The sequence below is a fragment of the Nostoc sp. FACHB-152 genome (assembly GCF_014697475.1).
In the GTDB taxonomy this organism is placed as follows: Bacteria; Cyanobacteriota; Cyanobacteriia; order Cyanobacteriales; family Nostocaceae; genus Nostoc_B.
In genome coordinates this window covers 92575-115213 of record NZ_JACJRV010000014.1, presented here as the reverse complement: position 1 = coordinate 115213, position 22639 = coordinate 92575, and the positions used below count along the sequence as shown (strand labels likewise).

Sequence of the window (22639 nt, the reverse complement as noted above, 5' to 3'; positions counted from 1 at the left end):
TTGTATATAAGAATCTGGTTTGATTACTGAACATACTTGTGTAGTCAGGCAATAGGCAATAGGCAATAGGAAAGAAGGAATAAAGGTATACTGAGTTTTTTTCAGAAATCAAATATGAGTCCTATATATGTTTTATATTTATTCTGGTAAAAAATATAAATACTAGCCGAAATTAATTATTGTTAGCGTAGTTAAAAACTTCAAGGCTACACAACAAACTGATTTTTTAAATAAAATAAATAGAGTTATATGCTTTCGCAGTCAAGGAACAGCAATTGTACTGTGTGATCTAAAAAATAAATATTAATTAAATTTTTGAGAATCTCCTAATTAAAATAGAGCTTTTAGTTAATTTTAGGGGAGCAATGACTAAATTAATTAAAAGAAATATATTTATTTAACAGGTGGCACTATCCCTATTGTTTAGAGAGTGAATTATATTAGTTATGCATTTAGATTTAGAAAGATTTTATCAGGCTTGTAATCCTAGTAGACCGCTAGTGATGGGGGATGCAAGCGATCGCCGCTACTATATCGATTTTGCTGCGGTGCGGGGTGGCAAAATTATTGAGGCTTTGCTACGTACAATTACGCGAATTTCGCCTGATAACCCCACTTGTCAGTTGTTTACAGGACATCTAGGTTGTGGGAAATCTACAGAATTATTGCGCTTGAAAGCGGAGTTAGAAGAGCAACAATTTCATGTAGTTTATTTTGAGTCTACCCATGTCTTAGAAATGGCTGACGTAGATATCACAGATATTTTACTAGCGATCGCCGGACAAGTCAGCGAAAGTCTAGAAGCCAGAAAAATCCGGCTCAAGCCTAGCTACTTCACAAAATTGTTTACAGAAGTTATCGATTTTTTGCAAACACCAATCGACTTGGGAGTGGAGGCGGAATTATCTGTAGGGATAGCTAAAATCACCGCCAAAACTAAAGAAAGTCCGCAACTGCGACGGCGATTAAGAGACTACCTCGAACCACGTACCCAAAATATTTTGCAGTCGATCAATAAAGAACTGCTAGAACGTGCAACCAAAGAACTTAAGACTCAAGGGAAAAAGGGTTTAGTAGTTATTGTTGATAACTTAGATCGGGTGGCAATTCGTTCTTTACCATCTGGGCGATCGCTGCCAGAATACTTGTTTATTGAACGTGGTGAACAGTTACGCAAATTAGCGTGTCATTTAGTTTACACTATTCCCTTATCTTTAATTTTCTCTAACGATAGTGCCGAACTTCAGCATCGATTAGGTGGGGGTGTCGCCCCAAAAGTTTTACCAATGATACCCGTGCGCCTGCGTTCTGGGGAAATATTTAACCAAGGGTTAACACTGATGCGGCAAATGGTGTTAGCTAGAGCCTTTCCTGACATCGAGCCGAGCGATCGGTTAGGCTTAATTACAGAGATATTTGATCACCTAGAAACTTTAGATCGATTGTGCTTGATTAGCGGTGGTCATGTACGCGATTTACTAGGGCTACTGTTCGACTGTCTCAGAGAACAAGATCCACCTTTTGAGCGTGACTGCGTAGAGCTAGTGATTCAACGCCAAAGAGACTACCGCGCTCACGCTATCGATGCCCATGAATGGGAACTAATTTTTCAGGTGGTAGAACAGCAAAGAGTTGGTGGTGATATTGGTTATCACGCCCTCTTACGCAGCTTGTTTGTCTTTGAATACCGCGATCATCGAGGAACTTGGTTTGCTGTCAACCCAGTTATAGCAGAGACACAAAAATTTAAATCATGGTTGAACACACACAAGCAGACATAAAATCTGCCAATGAAAGGTCGCTACGGAGTTTAGGAAGAGCAATTTCCCTATCACGTGGACAATTCTCTGTAGTTTTAGTGTGTTGCAACTATCATGTTTTGCAAGAGCAAATATTGCAACAATTAGAGACTTTTTCACTAGGCTCGATATTAAAACTAGTTGTACCTCGCAATGCGAGAAGTCTTTATAGTGCTATTCACGTGCAAATTCGCACCGATGAGCAACAACCAGCCGCATTAAACATTTTAGGTTTAGAGTCAGTAGAGCGCATTGATGACTTACTTAGCTCCATAAATCAAATCCGTGATGAATTTCCCAAAAGTCACTCATTCCCGATGATTTTTTGGGTGAATGATGAGATATTGCAGAAAGTAGTACGTTTAGCCCCAGATTTTGCTAGTTGGGCGGCGACACCAATTCGCTTTGAAATGACGACGGCGCAATTGCAAGAATTTTTGCGCCAAGAAACCGACTCGTTATTCGCCACAGTTCTACCTATACAAACTGCACAGCATCGAGATATTCAAGATACAGAGAATTACTTTACTTTAGAGCAAGTAGGGCAACATAACGATGAACTCCACTATGCAATTAAAGAGTTGCGACATCGTGGCATTACCTTAGAGTCAGAACTATACGCTAGTTTAGAATTTGTCTTTGGTTTAGATAATTATGTTAGCGATCGCATTCAACCAGCCTTAACTCATTTTCAACAAAGCTTGGCTGTATGGCAAAAATTAGCATTACAGAATGAATCAGAAAATTATCCCCAGACAATTCCTAATACCTGGAATACAGAATTAGATATCCTCAGTAATCATACTTCGCCTTTAGTTCGCCAAGGAGTATTACTCTATTATTTAGGGTTATGTTATTCCCGCATTGCCGAGCAGAATCAAACTGAAAATCGCCGCTATTGGGACACAGCTAAATCTTATTTAGAGCAATCATGTAATGTTTTACAGTTGGCGCAACGACCCGATATAGTTGCCGAATTTATTGGTCAACTGGCTGAGGTTTTAGAACATCTACAAGAGTGGTCAGAATTGCAGACTGTAGCGCAAAAATCTTTAGAGTTGCATCAAATTTATGGTAGTCATATTCAATTAGCTTGCGACTATGGTTTTTTGGCACAAGTTGCTTTGCAGCAGTCGCGGTGGATGCAAGCGAGTATTTTAGCTCATGTATCTTTATTGAAATTAGGAGAAGCCCAAAAACATGGTGCTTCCCATCAATATTTATTTCCCTTATTACTGGCGCAAATTTATTATTTAGTTTTAGCAGAAGCACAGCAAAGTTTAGGCGACTATGAAGTTGCGAATGAATATTTAGATAAAGCTGCAAAAGAACTGCCTTATGCTTTAGAACACAGCACCCATCAATATAATGCCCATCGTTATATTCGCTTGTTACGGATATTGCGATCGCTTTACTTTGCGGCTGGGCGATATCTCGAAGCTTACACTATCAGACAGAAACGGCGTTCTGTTGAGCAGCAATATGGTTTTCGGGCTTTCATTGGGGCGGGACGCTTGCAACCCCAAAGACAAGTAACTAACCCCGCCTTGATGTCTCCTTTTGGTACTAGCAGCGTCGCCTTAGAAATTGCGGCTTCTGGAAGAGAAGGTGATATTAATAACTTAATTGGCAAAATTAGCCGCGCTGACCAAAAACTGATGGTGATTCACGGCCCGTCAGGCGTAGGTAAAAGTTCTACCGTTAGTGCCGGATTAGTACCAGCATTACAAAATCGTACCGTTGGCGATCAAATTGCCGTGCCTGTAGTTGTGCAAGTTTATACAGATTGGGTGAGGGAATTAGGTAAAGACTTAACTGAGGCAATGTCTCAAATTAAGAAAGAAGAAGCGATCGCAGTAGCCATATCTGACCTCAACACACCCATAACTACTGCTGGTATTTTAGCCAAATTAACCGAAAATGCGAATAATCATTTAATTACAGTTTTAATTTTTGACCAATTTGAAGAGTTTTTCTTTACTTGTAATACAACAGCCCAAAGACAAGAATTTGACATATTTTTACGCGATTGTTTGAATGTTTCTTTCGTGAAAATAGTCTTTTCCTTACGAGAAGATTATTTACATCGCTTGTTAGAATTTAAAAATCTGTCTGCCTTAGAAGCAATCGATTATAATATCCTGGATAAAAATATTCGTTATCAATTAAATAATTTCTCGCCAGAATATGCCAAAGTCATCATTCAAAAGTTAACAGAACGTTCTCAGATGCACCTAGAAGGAGCTTTAATTGATGCTTTGGTAGAAGATTTATCAGCAGATCTAGGAGAAGTTAGACCAATTGAATTGCAAGTTGTGGGCGCACAACTACAAGATGAAAGAATTAATACTTTAGAGCAATATCAACCATATCGACCAAACAAACTGATTGAGCGTTATATCAAGGAATTAATCAAGGACTGCGGCCCAGAAAATGAACGGGCGGCTTTACTTGTTTTATATTTACTCACAGATGAAACTAATCAAAGACCTTTTAAAACTCGTGCCGAATTAGCTACAGAAATTGCCGAATTAGAAGATGCGAGTAAATTAGAATTAGTTTTAGATATTTTAGTAAGCTCTGGGTTAGTAGTGCTATTTCCTGATGTGCCAGAGCGATATCAATTAATTCATGATTACTTAGTTGACTTGATTCGTTACTTGCAAGAACAAGAATCAAGTTTACAAGCCAAACTCAATCAGTTACGTCGCAAAGTAGATCAAAGTCAATCTGAAATTGAACGCCTGAAGATCGAACTGCGGCAAAAAAAGCAACAAGCCAGACTGACAGAAGCACAGCCGCAACAAGGGTTAGATTTAGTGGCAGAATTGCGGGAATTACGCAAGCGCGAAGAATTAAGCCAGTTGGAAATTGAGCAATTAAGATCCGAGCTAAAAGAAAAAGAATTAACAGCACAACTAGCAGAAGCTAAAGAAAAGCAACGAATCAACGAAACCCGATTAAATCGTTCGCTGAAAGTGGCCTTATCGGTGGCATTTCTCGCTATCTTTGGCTTATCAGTATCCATCATCAGCGTTTTAGATAGTGAAATTAAAACCCTGAGTGTCTCCAGTGAGGCTCTATTTGCTTCCCAAAAAGGTATTGATGCTTTAAAAGAAGCGATAAAAGCCGGCAGGAAATTACAACAAGCACTTTGGGTAGACTCCTCAACAAAACAGCAAGTGCAGACGGCGTTGTATCAAGCAGTTGCGGGAGTGAAAGAGTTTAACAGCCTAGATAGACATATGGGTGGTGTTAATAGTGCAGTATTGAGTAGTAGCCCTGGACGTTGGCAAAGCGATCGCTCTTTAATTGTCTCAGGTAGTGCCGATAATACAATTAACCTCTGGCGTGCTGATGGTACTTTTATCAGAAATCTTCAGGGACATGAGGATATAGTCAATAGTGTAAGTTTGAGCCAGGATGGTCAAATGATTGCCTCTGGTAGTCAAGACAAGACCGTAAGATTATGGAGCCGGGAAGGTAAACTACTCAACACTCTTAGAGGTCATCAGGCTAGCGTTAATTCTGTAAGTTTGAGCCACGATGGACAAATTCTAGCCTCAGCCAGTACCGATAAAACAGTAAAATTTTGGAGTCGTGACGGAAAATTACTCCGTACCTTAAACGGACATAAACGTGCAGTTTTGAGCGTAGCTTGGTCGCCAGACAGTAAAATGATTGCCTCGGCTGGTGCTGATGCCAGCATCAAGTTATGGAACCGAGAAGGTAAATTACTCAAAAGCTGGCAAGCACATGATGATGCGGTCAAAAGTATAGCTTGGTCTAGTGATGGTCAAACTATTGTTTCGGGAAGCTTAGATAAGACAATTAAACTATGGAATCTGCAAGGTCAGCTGCTCAAAACTTTGTCAGGACATACAGCAGAAATCACTAGTGTGAGTTTGAGTCCCGATGGTCATACAATCGCCTCAGCTAGCCTTGATGAAACAATCAAGTTGTGGAGTCCTCAAGGTTTACTGCTAGGAACACTCAGGGGACATAATAATTGGGTCAATAGTGTGGGTTTTAGTTCTGACGGTCGGACTCTCATTTCGGCTGGTCGTGACAAAACTGTGAAACTTTGGCACTGGGATGATGTGTTGTTACGTAAACCCAACAGCAACCAACAAGACTGGATTACAAGTATCAGTTTTAGCCCTGATGGTCGAACTATAGCCGCAGCCAGTCGTGATTCCACTGTCAGGCTGTTGAATAGTAAAGGGCAACTTTTAAGCACCTTCAAAGGTCATCAGGGTCAAGTTTGGGGTGTAGCTTGGTCACCTGATGGTCAAAACCTTGCCTCAGCCAGTAAAGATAAAACCGTCAAGCTTTGGCATCGTGACGGAAAATTGCTGCATACTTTAGCAGGACATGGAGATACAGTCTTGGGTGTAGCATGGTCTGGTGATGGTGAAATCATCGCCTCGGCTAGTAAGGATGCAACAGTAAGGCTTTGGAATCGGAATGGTAAACAACTCAACATCTTAAAAGGGCATAAAGATGCTGTGAATTGGGTAGATTTTAGCCCTGATGGGAAATTTTTAGCCTCGGCTAGCGACGATAAAACAGTAATTATTTGGAGTCGGGACGGCAAACTGCTGCATACCTTAAACCGTCACAGCCGTCCGGTAAATGGCGTGGCTTGGTCGCCAGATGGTAAAACTTTAGCTTCAGCTAGTATTGATAGCACTGTGAAACTTTGGAGCCGCGACGGTCAATTACTTAATGATTTGCCTGGAGATGGCGACAGTTTTATTAGCGTGAGTTTTAGTCCTACTGGCAGCATGATAGTAGCTGCCAGCGACGATAAACTCAAGCTATGGAACAGCGATGGAACATTATTGATTGCGCTCAAAGGCGATAAAAAAGAATTAACTAGTGTTACTTTTAGCCCGGATGGCAATACTTTGGCAGCAGGCAGTGGTAAAGGTATGGTGATTTTCCGTCCTTTAGTAGATCTCAAACTAGAGAATTTACTAGAGCGGGGTTGTAATTTGCTACATGACTATTTCAAGACTAACCCTAAAGTTAGTCAGCGCGATCGCCTGTTGTGTTTTCCAAATTAAATGGGCGTAAAAGCGTAATCTTACCAGTGCCAGTATTTTGATCAAGCTGGGCTACATAGATATATCCATTATTGCGATTTTCAATCAAATCTAATGGACTGGGGCTAAAGCCAGTGAACCCAGGAATACCCGTTTGGAAATTCTTAATATCCAAGTTTGGCCCACCTGGTGTTAGCACAATGATGTCTTTACCTGCACTGTAACGTACCACCAGCAGTTTGCCCTGAAGCTTTCCACTGAAAACGTTACTTCGATATTCAATGGTGCCATTGGGTGAAAAATGCTCTCCAAAATCGAAGGCACTACCTTTCCAATTGCGGTCAGGTAAAGTACCAATAGGATATTCATTCACCTGACTTGGGTCTGCATTCTCTGTAGGATTACCTCCATTCAAAACCCACTCACAACGCTGGGGATTGGGATGACCATAGTAACCACCTTGAACAACGCGAAACAGATAATCTCGCTGCGTTCCTATATTGTTAATGTCAAGTACAGATGGACTGGTATAAGCCCCATTAGTAGCTTTATCGATACGGTTTTGGCAGCTATCAGGTAAGGGGATAGGTGTACTTGGTGCATTACCACCAGCTGCTCCACCATTGGTAGGCACATACAACTGACCATTACTGTGCCAAACCATATCGTAACCATTACGTATACCACTGGCAAAGATAGTTACGAGCGCACCGGGTGCCAAGGGGTTATAGGTTCCGCCATCCTCTGTCTTCACGTCTAAAGGAGGTGAAATGATTTTGGATAAATCAACTCGTAATACAGCACCACTTAACAACCGCTCAGGACGATTACCCCAAGTCGTGTCTGCTGCGCCAGTACTAGTATTACTGCCCTGCAATACATAAAGTATATCTGGTTCGTTAGCCTTAAATTCTATGCTATTTGTTAGGTGATCTCGAACCGAGCGTGGTAAACCAACTACGTAGTCTTGTACTGTCTCTAGGTTGGGGCCGCTAAGGCGGGTAATTTTTCCAGTCCAGTCCGGTGCTTTACCAATTTTATACAAAGAGTCGTTATTTGTTACCCATAAAATTAGGTTGCTTGCATCTTTTGACGACGGATCAAAATGCATACCAATAATACTTCGGTTGCCACCATTGGCAGTCTGCAATGAAGAAATTATTTGTGGCGTACCCAGATCCCCAGTGTCACTGATCGGAAAGCGTAAAATTTCACCTTCTAAAGTAGCAGCATAGAGTTGATTGTCAGGGCCAATCACAACCGTAGTATAAGGTTTATCAGGTACGTTCAGTTGATAAATTTGCTCAAAAGATATTTGGCTGTTTATGTTTTCTAGCGTCCCTGTTGTGAAACTAATGCTATAAGGTAAAAATGCACTGCCATTGGTATCTTGAACACCCTCTGTGATTTTTAACTGATATTGAGTATTCGATTTAAGTGGTTTTATCGGAACTAGGACAATCACATCTCCGCCGGCAGAAGTATTTAAAGTTGCCTCAACTTGTGTGTTATCGCTGAGATCGATTAGCTTGACGGTTGAGGCTGAAAGGCTGTTAACCGCAATTCCACCGTTGGGAAGATTTAAATCTGCTGCGATTGAGATCTTGGGAGAGACATTTGTCTGATTATCAGTTGGATTAGTTGACCTTATCGAGGGACGATTATTCGTCGCCGTTGCCAGGGTGTTGGTCTGAGTAGTTGTATTATTTTCATCGGTTGCCGTTACCGTATCGTTGGTCTGAGTAGTTGTATTATTTTCATCGGTTGCACTCACCACTTCATCAAAGGCACTCACTGCTTCATCGATGGCACTCATCACTTCATCGGTGGCCGTTACCGTATCGTTGGATTGAGTAGTTGTATCAGTTTCAGCATTAATTGCTAGCTTGGTGCCGCTCATCTTGACAAGAGGGGTAATTTTTGTAGATTTATTGCTGGCAGTAGGCACAAAGCTAGAAGTTAATTGAAAATTATTCGTCTGGACAATTCCTGGTAGCGATTGTTCTGGTTTGATATTACTAACTAAATAAACATTGTCATTGTAGTCATAGTTGATCCCGGCGTAGTCCATTGTCATTAACCAAGTATTGGGAATGATTAATCCCTGCCGATCTTTAACTGGCCAAACACGAACATGATGACCGCAAAGTCCAAGACAACCATTTCTTCGATCTACCGCTTGGTTATTTTTAGTCGGGTCGCTCCACTCACCATCGAGGTTAAAACCAAATATTGTTGTGTCAGGAACAAATGTGCCTTCTGCGGGGAAAGCAAGCGCGCCCGCTCTGCGAGGCAGTAGTGTTTGTCCATCAGCGCGGGTATGGGTAAAGATACTGGTCAAAGTATTACTGCCCTTGTTATGCCAGTACAGCGTAGCGGTTGGCCCCTGATTATGATAAGCAGCTAGTTGACGCACTTTTACTGGCTGAGATATATCAGCTCGCTGCCAGTATGGAGATAGGACTTCATCGCCAACAGCCTCAAGCAATCCTTGACGGTTGAGCCTTTGTCCAGGTTTGGTGATGACTGTTGTGTAGCCAAACACTTCCAAAATTTCACGAAGATTTGGTTCTTGCCCATTTTCTGATTCACTCTGCCAAAAACCCGATAGTTGCACAACTTTGCTTGGTTGTTGAACATTATTTGACTCAATGGTGAGTGTGCCGTTATGAATATCGCCACTAGTCGCTTGAAATTGCACTGGAATATTAAGTTGACCTCCGGGTGCAATAGTGATTGGTAGTGAAATACTAGTTGCGAGTTGCCAAGGGCCTGTAATTGGCAAACCAGTAATCTCGAATGGCTCAGTGCCTGTATTTTTCACCCGTAATGTCGCAATATTGTGTACTCCATTACTTGGTGGGTTTGTCAGACTACCAATACGGCTAAATACTAAACGATCTGAAAATGGTACTCCATCGAGGTTTTCAATTTCTACATTTAGATTTTGAGCCAATTTGCCGGAGAATTCGCTAGTATGAGTCTTTTTAATAGAATTTAGTAAAGTTGGTTCTAAACTAACTGCTATTGCTGAATTTTGCAGGGGAACTAACTGACTTAAACCTATATATGGCAAAGCAAAAAATAAAGTATGAGTCCAGGATTTAAAATGCCGTTGTGACATTGTAGATACTCCTTGAGGATGAATTACTAAGAATTAAAATTTTTTCTAAGAGCCTGTTTGCAAATGATGATTAACGTGAGTTCGACTCCTCTCTGTTTTGACCTCACCCCCAACCTACGAAAAGAGGGTGAATAAAATCCTGAATTTTCTTAACTCCCAGCTTTTTAGGAGAGGCAGACTCTTAGGGAGAGGTCTATCGAATTCACGTATTATTAAGTAGTTAAATCATTGCTAGGTAAATCATAGTTCTGGGAAATTTCATCATCTTTACTTAGGCAGAGGTATTTTTTTCAGCATACAAATGTACGCTAAAAAATCCAATTTTTAGACATATTTAAAACCCACAATTGAGTACTAGAAAATACATCAATTTTGGTGTTCCATAATTGCTGAATTACACGATCAAAGTTCTCACTATTAAAGTCTTGAGTGTTCTAAATAGCCATTAACAGTGGTTTCTGAGGCTTTCATTACACATTCCGCTTACGTTACCAGTGGTGAAAATAGTTACAAATGGTTTGCCAAGGCAGTAATTTATGTGGTAACACAAGCTAGGTACATCCTTCATACAGAACGTCAAACATTTCATTAATTATTTCTCTCGTACATTTACCTGACGGGGGCGGTCAAATGTTTGTGAGATAGGAAGCAAAGGCTTGATATTTCCCAGTCTGGATCATTTACATCCCTGGGATCAGCTTTGCCTTTCATTATTGAAATCACTAATACATCCCTTCAAAACAAATTTTGATTTACAGCGATTGTATAAATTCGCTTACGTGACATTTCTTTAGTGACAATCCCTAATGTCTTTAGGTGCTAGCTTTATAGTCTTTATTTGTACAAATTCACAGAACAGCAATTAGCATAATTCTACCAGTGTCAATAGAACTCGAATTTGCTATCTAAAAATATAAATATAACTTTACAGTATTGATATCTCAGGCATTTGGCGGTTCTCTATTCCCCTTGATTAAACCCAATCAAGTTCTTCCCACAAGGCTGGCAACAACTGTGGCTAATTCTGCTGGTTGAATTGGTTTAGGCAAATGTAGTTGAAAACCTTCTTGAATAGCACGCATTCTATCTTCGGCTCTAGCATAGGCAGTTAAGGCGGCTGCGGGAATTTTACCGCCTTGTTCTGGAGGTTGCGATCGCAATTTACGAATCAAGGAATATCCATCTTCTTGCGGCATACCGATATCGCTGACTAGCACATCTGGTTTCCATTGGCAAATCATTTGCAATGCTTCTTGGGCGGAACTGACGGTTTGCACTTCGGCTTGACATTGTTGCAATACTGTACTTATATAGTCACGCGTATCAGCTTCGTCATCCACTACTAACACCCGTACACCTGCAAGAGATGGACATACAGGCATCTCAGAAAAGTCTACATTTGTGTGCCTGAAAGCTGTGGGTGTATTTTCCTGACTGGGCAATATTAAGGGTAATTTAACTGTAAATGTCGTGCCTTGCCCCTCCTCTAAACTATCCGCTTGCACAGTACCGCCATGTAACTCGACTAAGTGACGAACAATTGCTAAACCTAACCCTAAACCACCGTGCGCCCTGGTGCTGGAACTATCGGCTTGTCGAAAGCGGTCGAAGACGTAAGGCAAAAACTCCTGCTTAATGCCAATACCTGTATCAATCACTTGGATTTGTGCGTAGCCTGTTTTATTACTGCGGAATTCTTGATTGTCATCGATACTTTGAGACAGTCTGATTTCTACTTTGCCGTCTTGGGGTGTAAACTTAATCGCATTGGATAGTAAATTCCAGATGATTTGCTGTAAGCGATCGCTATCCCCAGAAATTAAAAATTGTGGCTGAGAATGTGTCTGTTGTTGAACTATATTCTCTGGGGGCGGATAAAAAATACAAGGTGCTGTTGTAGTTTGCTTGTGCTGTACACCGTGATTATCTACATAAAATTGCAGCTGAATTCCTTTGGCTTGAGCAGCTAAACTAACAGTTTCTATTGTTGATTCAATAATTGATATCAGATTGCAAGTGCAAACATTTAACCTTAACTTACCTCTAATCATCCGTGAGATGTCGAGTAAGTCTTCGATCATCTGGGTTTGGTTTCTAGCATTGCGCTCAATGGTTTCTAGAGCCTTCGCAATTTGGGTATCGCTAAGTTTACGACCTCGCAGCAGTTGCGCCCAACCAAGAATAGCATTGAGAGGCGATCGCAATTCATGAGAAAGTATGGCTAAAAACTCATCTTTCATTCGATTGGTTTCTTGCAACTGTTCGGTTTGCTGCTGCAAGGAAGCAATTAAATTTGACCTTTCAATTGCGATCGCAATTTGATCGCAAACCGCCTGCATCATGCCTCTTTGGTTTTCTGTAAAGTATGAGCGTGTGCAGCTACCAAAGGAAAGTGTACCTAATAGTCGCCCTTGGGCTATGAGTGGATAACTGTAATAAGCATTTACTCCCAAAGAGCGAATCAATTGGGTTTTTGGATCGGTTGATTGTTGGACATTTTCTAGATAAATTGGCAGACCGCATTGCGCTACTGTACCGCACACTGCTTGCCCAAATTCCAACCGCTCAATTTGTTTCGCTAATTCTTCACCAAAGCCTCGATAAGAAGCCAAACGCATGACTTTGGAGTTATCTTCAACCACATAGTTGAAGTAAATATCTAAGCCAATTTGTTGTGCTAGTTTGCTGAATAGACTATCAATTAAAGTTAATGGTTGTTGACTAGAAAGTAAAGCACTGGCTGTCCCAAATAACAACTGTAATCTTTGATTACCTAAAGATAGTGCTTTTTCGGCTTGTTTGAGTTTACTCACATCTTGGAATACCACCACGCAGGTTGCTGGATGACCATGCATAGCGGGGATGGTATCGGCAAATATTAATAAGGAATGTACACCTTGGCTAGTATGCCAGTCCATCTCAAATCCATGCAAACGTTCACCACGAGCCACCCTTACTCCTGGCATTTGGTCGTTAGGAATCTGATTGCCTACGGCATCTGTGCAGTAATAAGCTGTGTGATACTCTTCGGCTGGTATACCTTGCGGAAATTCACCGCCAGCTAATTCATTTGCTGTACGATTGGCAAATGTCACCCGCGCTGTTCCTGGTTCAATAAACAATAATGGTCTGGGCATTAAATTTAATACCTCTTCCAGCCATTTTTGTTGATTCTGCTGTAATTGTTCTGCTTGCTTGCGGCTAGTAATATCTAAGAATGCCCCAATGCAACCTCTAGTCTTGCCTTCTTCGTCAAATAAAGGTGCAACGTATTCTAATAACTTGGTGACTTGGCCGTTTTCATGAACAACATCGACTTCTAAATCTAAAACTTCTACACCATGCTTTGCAGCATACTGCATGGATAATTCTTCTGGCGATAGTTCTCGGCCTTCACGGTAAACCTTAAAGGCTGTGGGCATTTCTTGGACAGGCGCGCTGAGGGAAGCGTTTGTGTCTAGAGGAATGCCTAGTTGTTTAGCAAAGCAAGGGTTAACTTTAATAGTTTTACATTCGGGATCTTCGGCTATGCCAATTCCTATGGGAATCACATCCAGCAAAGTTTGCAACTCGGAAACCCGCCTTTGTAAGTCTCGATTAAGTTGCAGTATTTTTTCTTGCGCTTGCTTTTGTTCTGTGATGTTGTGCGTTATTGTTGCTAAGGCAATTGGCTGGTTTGTGTTTCTATCTGTAATTGTGAAGATGTGGAAATCGACTGGTATTGCTTGGCCTGTTTGGAAGTTGCGAAAAGTGAATTCTCCTTGCCAATGACCTTGTTCGATAACGCTGGGTAAAATATATTTTTGCAAATAAGTTCTGTCTTTGGGCAGGACAAAATCTAAAATTGTCTTTTGCTTCACGTCGTCGATTTCCGACAGTCCGACTAGCTGTTGACCTGCCCTATTTAGATAGAATGATTGACCTTCAATGGTAGTAAGACCGATAAAGTCAGAGCTATTTTCAATTAATGATACTAGTTTTTGTTGTTCTGCTTCGGCGGCAGCGCGATCGCTTAAATTAAGAATAAATCCTATAGTTTCTTGGCGTTCTTCTCCTACTAGTACGTAGCCGATTAATACCGGAATGCGGCTGCCATCTTTGCGTAGATATTCTTTTTTATATGGAGTACAAGCACCATTTGTATTTGCCTTGGCTTCGGCAATTCCTTGCTCATCTAAATTTAGATACTCTGGTGGGGTAATTTCGTTCCACTTTAATCGGCCTGCCAGTAAATCTTCTCGCGTATAATCAACCATCCCCAGAAATTCATCATTTGCTTGGGAAATATTGCCGTAAATATCTCCAAACAAAATTCCAATCACGTTAGAATCTACAAAACTTCTGAGTTTTTCTTCATAAGCTTGCAGTGCTTTTTGATTTCGCTCGTTGTTATAACAAAGGCGTTCAACAATTGCTGCACATTGCCACACTAAAAAAGCGAAAACGACAATCAGGACAATCGCAAAAACTGATATAGCAAAAGCTGGGTCATAATGTCTGGCACGTTGACTTTGAACAATGAACCACCCTATTAATAATGGTACAGCGATCGCTGCTATCAATAAGCGACGTGCCAATAAGCCGCCGTATGTTTCACTCACGACGACTTGCATCAATCCTTGGTCTGCACTCGCCCACAGAATCCCTACACACAGCACAATAAATAATATTGCTGTGTGTATTGCCATAGAGGTGGTTGCAGCGCTAAGGCTATAGAGAATTTTTACATCATAGATATAGCCGATCAATGCCTGCAAGGATATGACACCAGCGATTAAGGTGAAAATTTGACTATACAAATAGCTGCGATCGCTTTTGGGATTTATTAATAGTTCTAAAGCACAACCAACTAATATCAAGTTAAATGCTGTATTAAACCCCATCCTACCTGTATAAGGTGTCAAAACAGCATTTGGTGAGTCCCGAAATAGTAGCTCGTCAATGCCTAAATTCCAACCAGATAAATATTGCAGTATTGTCAAGGAGCCAATCACTATTAGCCCTATACTACCTACTCTTGCCAACCAAAAATAGATAGATGTTTCTGCTACTTTTTCTGCCGCTAAACCTAAATCAGGCTGCTTGTTTCTGCTTATTTGCGACAGCCACAACGATATCCCTGAAAGTACAAAACAGAGGGCTGTATTTGCTTTCATTGTTACCCAACTGGCGTAGCTGCCTCGCTTGAAAAATTCAATATCGAACAACCACCCAAGCAGTACTAAACTACCGACCACAATAGCGATTGCACCTGCAACCTGTGCCACTATTGAATTTCTTTTATCTTGCAGCTGCAAGCGGTTGCCGTTGCTCATTGAGTTTTATAACCGCACTAATACTAGATGTTATGATGTTTTAGCTTTTTTGCGGGTTATTTTTTTGATTATTTATTATTTCTTATGCTACTATCTTTCGTTTAGTATTACCTCTATCGAGATGTAGATTTTTCCTTACAAAAGTTAAGTTAAGAAAAAATAGACCTTTTACATAAACCTTTTTGTCTCGCGCGTAGACGCGTTAGCAGCTACTCTTCGAGTTCTCCGCAGGAGTACCCGCAGGGAAGACGCAAAGAAAAGCGCGTACATAACGACTTTTGCAATAAGTCTAATAATTACAAAGAATCTATTTTAGTCAAAAATTTTTCTCAGAAATTAAAGCTGACTGCTTGACCATAATCCGAGAAACGTTGTTCACCAATACCAACAAGTTCAACAATTATTTCACGTTGTGGTGGTGTCCATTTGCCTTCATTAATACTTATTTCTACGATTGTGTGGTCTTGATTTGTAACTACTCGAATTGTTCTTAAAGAAAAATTTTGATTGAGATAATCAAATGTTTGCCCATCATCTTCATAAAAAGTGTATTCACTATTACCAGGCCAAACCCGTAGACGAATTTCATGAGATGGCAATTCATTTACATATTGCATCACTGGCTGCATAGGAATTACAGCACCGCCACGCACATAAAGTGGCATTTTTTCCAGTGGTGCATCAGCCAGAATTTGAATAGGCCCTTGATAAGATTCGCCACTCCACCAGTCAAACCAATTACCAGCAGGCAAGTAGACGGCTCTATGTTCTACACCAGGACGATAAACTGGTGCAGCCATCAGTGATGGGCCTAAAAGTACTTGGTCGTAAAGCGAGTAAGTTTGAGTATCGTTAGGGAAATGGTAGAGTAATGGTCTTAAAATTGGTGCGCCGATTGTGGCAGCTTCCCAAAATAAATTGTAAATATAGGGTAAAAGCTGGTAACGCAGATTAATATATTCTCTACAGATATTTTCAGTGCGATCGCCAAATACCCAAGGTTCATGACGAGCAGTAGACATCGCCGAATGTCCACGCATCAAGGGGTATAACATTCCTACTTGCATCCAACGGGCGAACAATTCCGCAGTTGCATTTCCAGCAAACCCGCCAATATCACAACCGACAAACCCGACACCCGAAAGCCCCATATTACAAAGCATCGGCAAAGATATTTCTAAATGCTCCCACAACGAATGGTTATCACCCATCCACACCGAAGACCAACGCTGCACCCCCGCATAACCAGAACGCGTTAATACAAATGATCGCTCCCCTTCTCGATGCCTTTCCAACCCTTGATAACAAGCCTTCGACATCATCAACCCATATAAATTATGCACCTCACCATGATTAGTGCTATTCTCCCCTGCTCCCCTGCTCCCCTGCTCCCCCGCATCCCCCTGCGGCGCATCTAAGGGAAACCATACCTTCTCCCCGCCATCCCCAAAGGGACGATTATCGATAGCGGGTTCGTTCATATCATTCCAAATACCTGCCACACCAACATCCGTGAGGCTTTTTTGTAAATCACCCCACCAATTCCGCACATCTGCACGTAAAAAGTCAGGAAACACCGCCTTCTCTGGCCAAACATAGCCGTGAAACAATGCGCCATCAACTTTTCGCACAAAATAATCGTTGGCTAAACCTTGGTCAAAAACGTGATAATTCGCCTCTGGTTCATATTTCACACCAGGGTCGATAATGGTCACAGTTTTAAAGCCATCGCTTGCCAAATCACCAATTAATTTTTTTGGGTCAGGGAAACGCTGAGGACTCCAAGTGAAGACTCGATAACCGCGCATATAATCAATATCGAGGTGAATCACATCACAAGGAATGCGACGCTGGCGAAATTCTTGGGCTAATTCGCGCACAATATTTTCTGACTCATAACTCCAGCGACATTGATGATAACCTAATGCCCATTTGGGCGGTAGCGGCATTCTCCCGGTTAACTCGGTGTAGGTACGAAGAATTTGGGCAGGTTGGGGGCCATAAATAATGTAATAGTCCAACTCACCGCCACGAGTTTCCATCTTCCACACACCAGGGTGTTCTACACCAATATCAAATTGACTCCAAAATGTGGTGTTGAAAAATATGCCGTAGCCGACATCTGGACGCAACGCCATAAAAAACGGAATTGCTTGGTACATCTCATCGGTGAGTGCATCGTAGTCTAAAGCATCAACTGTCCAGTTAGTTTTAACTTGGCTGAGTTTATCCAAAAAACCTGTGCGTTCACCAAAGCCATAGAAATGCTCATCAGCTGCGATTTGTTTCCAGCCTGCAACTGCACCTAAACGCCAACCTATACCCATATCTGCATCTTGGGCAAAGGGACGGTTTGCTTTGTCAAAGCAGCTAAGATGACAATTTTGCTTTTGAATGCAGATCCGAATTTCGTTGGTTGTAATTTCTACATTCGTGTCAGTTTCTTGCATTTCAAAAACTACTGGTTTCCACTCAGCATCATCTACAGTTACCGCCCAAGGACGACGAGGCATAAATTCCCCATTGGGTGAAAAACGGACACGGATTAAATTTTCTGCAAGGATGCTAATAGTGAGGCGTGAATGTTCAGTTTCAAATTCAATAGTGCGTTCATTTTTATTAACAGATTGTATTGCTCCAACTGTTGTCCAAGGTTGGTTGGTGGTGGGTAATTTTCCAAAATATTGCGGCATGATTGATATCTAAATTTTAAGTAATTAATTTAGTAGTTTGCTGTTTAGGAATTTTGAGCTAACGATTTTAATTTATCTAAACTACAATGCAGACGTGGTTTTTGTGGGTCTGTCAAATCTAGTTGATTCCAAGGGACTGTATAACCACCGTGAATTTTATGCGCTCCTAAGAGATGCAAAATTGCTATACCAATATTCCAAGCCGATAATCTTTCTAAGATGGCGGCGTAGCCAATCAGATATTCTTTGATTACCCATTCTTCGCCTTGTTGTTCGGCACAAATTTCTTCAATGCGCCCAACAGCTTTACCTGTGGAATCTAAGACTTGTCTACCTAGAAGTAGTTCTACATGAATTTCACGAGTTGTCATTATTCCGCCCCCGGAATTTTTTTGATAATGCGATCGCGCAGCCATTTTTCATAGGCTAATGCTGGCGTTTCTTCGGCTTCTACATCGATATCTACATCAATCCCAACATCCAGCACTTTTGACCAAGGAATTCTCCAGGGTTGGCTATGTTTCGCGCCCCACTTTTGGGCGATCGCTTGCGATATTTCCTCAGTTTGATTGGCTATTTGTAATATCTTTGCTATTAATAGTAATTGCTGGGGTTGATTAGCATTATTAGATAGCTGAATTTTTGATATTTTTTCTCTTGCTTTTAATAGTTCTATTTGCGTTTTATGTAAAGTTTGTTGAGCGTACTGATTTGGTAAATTACCTTGAATCCAAGCATTCCCGACTATCTGTGCTGTTGCTGACCAAGAAGACACATTTCGCTTTTCCTTTTTGAAGTCTTCATTACTAGTTGAACGGCTACAAGCTATGAGCAATGTCAGCATTAACAAGCAATTAATGAGCGCAAATTTCTGAGAAATTACTGACATTTTGCAAATTATAGATAAACTATATAATAATTTCTGCCATTATTTTGGTTAATATGTATATCTCTCCTGCGAAATATTTTATAAATAATCAAGGGGAAATTTTGATTTTTAATTGATCATCTTCAATTGTTTTTAGATTAATATTTCCTTGATTTAACTTTTGTTTAAGCAGATATTAATATATTTTAATATCTTGCAGCAAATCATTATTAGTTTTTGGGATGAGTTTAGCGATCGCATCCCTACTAGAGTAGATTTTTTATTTCTATCGTGATACAGATACATTTTGCAAAAACCAAAGCTTAAGCTGGAACCAAGATAGGAGTAAAGTAGAGTGTAAATTAAAATTACACTCTGCATAGGCTTGAAGACAATTAAGGCAGAGAAAGAAAAGGAAAACTATTTTACAAGTTTTCTTTTTCTCTCTCCCTTTTATATAGTAAAAATATTTTGTTATTGATAAGTTAAAAATTTTTAGATACAAAGTGATTTATCAGTAAAAATAAATTACCTATAATAGCACGGCAATTTTAAATTATTGTATTAACTTAAATAAGATAAACTGCTTGATATAAAAATATAGTTTGATTACTAAAAATACTTGTGTAGAGAAGCAATAGGGAACAGGTAAGAAGGAAGAAAGGTATACTGATTTTTTTCAGAAATCAAAGATGAATCCTATATAGCCTGGTGATACACTACTGGTAAGGTAGGGAGATATTTGATGCGATCGCTTAAAAGAGAACAGAGAAATATTTTATCGGAATAATACTGGTATGGGCGATCGCTTCTACTGCTTGGAGATCATCCAAACGCTTTAATGGAATATAGCTACTGCACAACTTGGAGAGGTAAAAACCCAAATTTTAGCATAATTGTTGATATTTACAGCAAAAAATTATGCTGACTAGTGGCATAAAATAATACCGAACAAATTTCAGCAGCCAAAGTCTTATATACTAGACATGACTTTCATAAGTTTGAATTTTTCGTTAATTATGATACAAAGACTATTAATCTTTAGATGAAATACTAGTGCGTCTAAAGCTTGTTAAATTGAGTAAAAAATATATCCCGGATCATCAGACAATCAACTTCATGTGGTGTAAAAATTAAGAGAGGGGAGTGGAAACATGGATTTACGTGGTGATGCCTTGCAAATCCTCAAAGAAACTAGTCGAACTTTTTATATTCCAATTAGTATTTTACCGCCAGGATTGCAAGAAGCAGTTGCCTCAGCATACTTGTGTATGCGTGCCATTGATGAAATTGAAGATCATCCAGAACTCGATAACTCTACAAAGGCACAACTGTTACACAAAATTAGTCTGACCTTGCAAGCCGGAGTTGATGGCTTTGCAGTTGATGCTTTCTCCGCAGGATTTAGCGGCTATGAAGATATCTTAGCAGAAGTGACCTTGAGGGTAAGGGAATGGTCTTTGTTAGCCCCTGAAACCATTGCACCACGAATTTGGGATGCTACCGCCGCAATGGCTGACCGTATGGCTTATTGGGCAGAAAAAAATTGGAAAATTGAAACAGAATCTGATTTAGATCGTTATACTTTTGGGGTTGCAGGTGCTGTTGGGCTGTTACTTTCAGATTTATGGACTTGGTACGATGGCACCCAAACCAACCGGACTTTAGCAATAGGCTTTGGCCGTGGCTTACAAGCGGTAAACATCTTGCGTAACCATATTGAAGATAAGGGGCGTGGTGTAAACTTCTTCCCAGAAGATTGGACTGCAAACAAAATGCAAGAGTATGCACTGCGTAATTTAGCCTTGGCAGATGCTTATACTCAGGCTTTACCTGCTGGGCCTGCTTTAAACTTTTGCCAAATTCCCTTGGCTTTGGCACATGGTACGATTGACGCTCTAGCTAATGGTAAAGAAAAACTCAGCCGTAGCGATGTCATAGCCCTTCTTGAACAATTAAATAGTATGAATGTCAAAGCTAGTTAATAACTTTGATAACTACTATTGATTAAATAAGCTCAAGTTTAATAGTGCTGATTTTAGATCTTGGTGTATTTTGATTGTTAACCCCAATTTTGAACGACATCGTAAATCTAAAAAAGCAAATAACTAGAAATACAGACGCGATAAATACACGTCTGTATTTCAAATAAAACCCAAAATTAAGTATGCCAAATCAATTACAGTAGTATTGCAGATGAGTCTAAATTTATAGTTAATAAACCACTATAAAAAATCTACTGCTGTAAATTAAAAAAATACAGGGATTAGGTAAATATCTAGCATAAATATTAAGGAGAGATATCGGTGAAGAAAACCTTATTTCTTAGTCCTCCTTCTTTCGATGGGTTTGATGGCGGTGCTGGTTCTCGCTACCAAGCCAAACGCGAAATTACATCATTTTGGTATCCGACATGGTTAGCGCAACCTGCGGCATTGGTTCCCGGTAGCAAGTTGGTAGATGCCCCACCACATGGCCAAACTGTGGATGATGTGCTGCAAATTGCTCAAGATTATGAATTAGTGATTATGCACACTAGTACGCCATCATTGGCTAACGATGTGAAGTGTGCTGAAGCAATTAAAGCCAAAAATCCCGGTGTGGAGATTGGTTTTGTCGGGGCGCACGTGGCAGTTTTGCCAGAGGAGACTTTACGGGATAATCCTGTTATTGACTTTGTGTGTCGCAATGAATTTGACTATACCTGTAAAGAGTTAGCCGAAGGTAAACCTTGGGATGACATTAAAGGATTGAGTTACCGCGATCGCTTCGGTAAAATTCATCATAATGAAGAGCGCGAGTTAATTCATGATTGGGATGCGATGCCAAGCGTCCTACCAGTTTACGCTCGTGATTTAGATATTACGAAGTATTTCATCGGTTATCTGCAACATCCTTATATTTCTTTTTACACAGGGCGCGGTTGTCCGGCTAAATGTACTTTTTGTCTTTGGCCGCAAACTATTGGTGGGCATCTCTACCGCCACAAAAGCCCGGAAGTTGTTGGACGAGAAATGGCCGAAGCCAAAGCCATTTTTGGTGACAAAGTGCGGGAGTATATGTTTGATGATGACACCTTTACTATCGATAAACATCGGGCGATCGCAATTAGCGAATACATGAAGCGGCTCAACCTAACTTGGAGTTGTAATGCCCGTGCTAACCTAGACTACGACACCCTCAAACAACTACGTGACAACGGTTTACGCTTGCTGTTGGTTGGTTTTGAATCAGGTAATCAAGAAATTCTTAACCGCATTAAAAAGGGCATTAAATTAGAAGTGGCACGAGAATTTATGAAAAACTGCCACAAATTAGGAATTACCGTCCACGGTACATTTATTATTGGGCTACCAATTGAAACCCAAGAAACCGTAGAAGAAACTATCCGCTTTGCTTGCGAACTTAGCCCCCACACAATTCAAGTTTCCATCGCCGCACCCTACCCAGGGACAGAACTTTATGAACAAGCCAAAGCGAACGACTGGTTTACTAACCAATCTTTAGTAGCTAACTCTGGCATTCAAACCTCAACCCTGCAATATCCCAGCCTTTCCAGTGCCGAAATTGAAGATGCAGTTGAACGGATGTATCGCAAATTCTACTTCCGTCCCAAAGCCATCATCCCCATTGTGCGGGAAATGGTTACAGACCGCCAAATGCTAGTGCGTCGCTTACGGGAAGGTGGGGAGTTTTTCGCCTACTTGAAGGAACGCCGGACTCAAGCAATTGCCCACGCCCAGTCTAGTTAAATATTAGACCTCTGACACGAATATTGGCTAGAACTCATAG

Annotated in this window: 9 protein-coding genes; 4 read left to right on the top strand and 5 right to left on the bottom strand. The window is 40.7% G+C overall.

What is annotated here, in order from left to right; genetic code table 11:
* Nucleotides 1-446: 446 nt before the first annotated feature.
* Together H6G76_RS14020 and H6G76_RS14015 are read left to right on the top strand one after the other, a co-directional pair.
* Entirely contained in the window at nt 447-1781 is a 1335-nt protein-coding gene (locus H6G76_RS14020) for a P-loop NTPase fold protein (protein WP_190701297.1), read from the top strand.
* Nucleotides 1754-6868 (top strand): eIF2A-related protein, encoded by a 5115-nt coding sequence (locus H6G76_RS14015; protein ID WP_190701294.1) that lies wholly within the window; start codon nt 1754-1756, stop codon nt 6866-6868. The genes H6G76_RS14020 and H6G76_RS14015 overlap by 28 nt, the downstream gene beginning before the upstream one ends.
* Here H6G76_RS14015 and H6G76_RS14010 read toward each other — a convergent pair.
* From H6G76_RS14010 to H6G76_RS13990, 5 genes are all read right to left on the bottom strand, one after another.
* Complete coding sequence (locus tag H6G76_RS14010) at nt 6831-9971, bottom strand: Ig-like domain-containing protein (protein WP_190701292.1); 3141 nt, start codon at nt 9969-9971, stop codon at nt 6831-6833. The two genes, H6G76_RS14015 and H6G76_RS14010, sit on opposite strands and share 38 nt — an antisense overlap.
* Before the next feature lie 983 nt (nt 9972-10954).
* Entirely contained in the window at nt 10955-15286 is a 4332-nt protein-coding gene (locus tag H6G76_RS14005) for an ATP-binding protein (protein ID WP_190701289.1), read from the bottom strand.
* Between the two features lie 329 nt (nt 15287-15615).
* Nucleotides 15616-17979, bottom strand: coding sequence for a glycoside hydrolase family 31 protein (locus H6G76_RS14000; RefSeq protein WP_190701286.1), 2364 nt, complete (start codon nt 17977-17979; stop codon nt 15616-15618).
* A gap of 44 nt (nt 17980-18023) precedes the next feature.
* Nucleotides 18024-18350, bottom strand: a complete 327-nt coding sequence (locus tag H6G76_RS13995; protein WP_190701285.1) for a hypothetical protein — start codon at nt 18348-18350, stop codon at nt 18024-18026.
* A complete protein-coding gene (locus H6G76_RS13990; protein WP_190701283.1) occupies nt 18350-18868 on the bottom strand; it encodes a hypothetical protein in 519 nt (172 codons plus the stop codon). Before H6G76_RS13990 ends, H6G76_RS13995 begins: the two co-directional genes overlap by 1 nt.
* A 1133-nt stretch (nt 18869-20001) precedes the next feature.
* Between H6G76_RS13990 and H6G76_RS13985 the strand changes: the two genes are divergently transcribed.
* Together H6G76_RS13985 and hpnJ are read left to right on the top strand one after the other, a co-directional pair.
* Nucleotides 20002-20832 carry a squalene/phytoene synthase family protein gene (locus H6G76_RS13985; RefSeq protein ID WP_190701282.1) on the top strand — a complete coding sequence of 277 codons (831 nt, stop codon included), beginning with the start codon at nt 20002-20004 and terminating at the stop codon, nt 20830-20832.
* Nucleotides 20833-21153: 321 nt separating this feature from the next.
* Entirely contained in the window at nt 21154-22599 is a 1446-nt protein-coding gene (gene hpnJ, locus H6G76_RS13980) for a hopanoid biosynthesis associated radical SAM protein HpnJ (protein WP_190701280.1), read from the top strand.
* Nucleotides 22600-22639: the final 40 nt, after the last annotated feature.

Coding starts and splice junctions, on each gene's coding strand:
- H6G76_RS14020 (WP_190701297.1), top strand. CDS start 447: ATGCATTTAGATTTAGAAAGATTTTATCAGGCTTGTAATCCTAGTAGA.
- H6G76_RS14015 (WP_190701294.1), top strand. CDS start 1,754: ATGGTTGAACACACACAAGCAGACATAAAATCTGCCAATGAAAGGTCG.
- H6G76_RS14010 (WP_190701292.1), bottom strand. CDS start 9,971: ATGTCACAACGGCATTTTAAATCCTGGACTCATACTTTATTTTTTGCT.
- H6G76_RS14005 (WP_190701289.1), bottom strand. CDS start 15,286: ATGAGCAACGGCAACCGCTTGCAGCTGCAAGATAAAAGAAATTCAATA.
- H6G76_RS14000 (WP_190701286.1), bottom strand. CDS start 17,979: ATGCCGCAATATTTTGGAAAATTACCCACCACCAACCAACCTTGGACA.
- H6G76_RS13995 (WP_190701285.1), bottom strand. CDS start 18,350: ATGACAACTCGTGAAATTCATGTAGAACTACTTCTAGGTAGACAAGTC.
- H6G76_RS13990 (WP_190701283.1), bottom strand. CDS start 18,868: ATGTCAGTAATTTCTCAGAAATTTGCGCTCATTAATTGCTTGTTAATG.
- H6G76_RS13985 (WP_190701282.1), top strand. CDS start 20,002: ATGGATTTACGTGGTGATGCCTTGCAAATCCTCAAAGAAACTAGTCGA.